General features: G+C 31.0%; 2 protein-coding genes. One reads left to right on the top strand and one right to left on the bottom strand.

Annotated elements, in window-relative coordinates; translation table 11 throughout:
* Positions 1 to 217 precede the first annotated feature (217 nt).
* Positions 218 to 529, bottom strand: a complete 312-nt coding sequence (locus ACFIKD_RS09620) for an XRE family transcriptional regulator (RefSeq protein ID WP_114647946.1) — start codon at positions 527 to 529, stop codon at positions 218 to 220.
* A gap of 94 nt (positions 530 to 623) precedes the next feature.
* On the opposite strand from ACFIKD_RS09620, the gene ACFIKD_RS09615 reads away from it, so the two are divergent.
* Positions 624 to 880 (top strand): hypothetical protein (locus tag ACFIKD_RS09615; RefSeq protein WP_375627154.1); only part of this gene is annotated, 257 nt, incomplete at its 3' end.

The raw sequence follows: 880 nt of genomic DNA, 5'->3' as shown, positions 1-880 counted from the left end.
CAGATTTTATAAACACTGGTTTTGTCACAAATGCCTCCATAGAGCCTATTGGCAAAAGTTATTTTCTAAGATATGGAACTTATATTTCATTATTTATGAAAATTGTCAATATAAAAATTCAGAAAATATGAAATTTTAATAAAGTGTAGGTTAATTATGGATAAACTAATGTTAGAAAAACTTTGGAATTGTGGAGATAAAAAAGTGATGGCTGCTATTATTTTTTGTCTGAAGAACAAGAATTCTGAAGAATCGTTAAAACAGCTTTCTGAACTTCGGGATTTGCTTGATAATACAGTTGAATAAACTGTTCAGATTCTTTGATTAGAAAAGGGGGGATTTCGCCAAAAAAATCAATAATTTCTATTAATTCACTTGCTTTTATTGATCTTTTTGTACCTGAATCATGCAACATACTAGTTAAGGTAGATGGTAACACTCCTAAATGCTTGGCTAGCATTTTCTTACTACCATGACCATTTTTAGCTAATTGCGCATTAAGCCATACCTTTAACTGATCTGATTCCATAAAATACAAAGTCTTTCATATGAAATGAAAAATCAATAAAAAAAATATGAAATTTTATCTTGATAAAATTCATAAAATATGAAATTTTATCTTTATGAAAAAAGAACCTGCGTATACTATAATAAAATATCTAGGGGGGGCTGTTAACGTTTCGCGTATTTTGAAGAAATGTAAAGGTGCTGTTTATCGTATCACTTATTCTAAAGAGAAGGGTGGTTCTAATGGATTGTTTCCTTCAATTTATCAAGCGCAGTTATTAACCTACGCACGTGATCATGGGATAGATTTGCGTCCAGAAGATTTTTTTTATCCCGAGCGCTTGCAGAGATTAATGCAAGAGCAACACCCCCC

The organism is Bartonella sp. CR84HXZ, assembly GCF_042194535.1.
GTDB classification, from domain to species: domain Bacteria; phylum Pseudomonadota; class Alphaproteobacteria; order Rhizobiales; family Rhizobiaceae; genus Bartonella; species Bartonella grahamii.
This window is presented reverse-complemented; position numbering and strand designations above follow the sequence as displayed.

Excerpts from the sequence above, each read along its gene's own strand:
- ACFIKD_RS09620 (WP_114647946.1), bottom strand. The coding sequence starts at position 529 with ATGGAATCAGATCAGTTAAAGGTATGGCTTAATGCGCAATTAGCTAAA.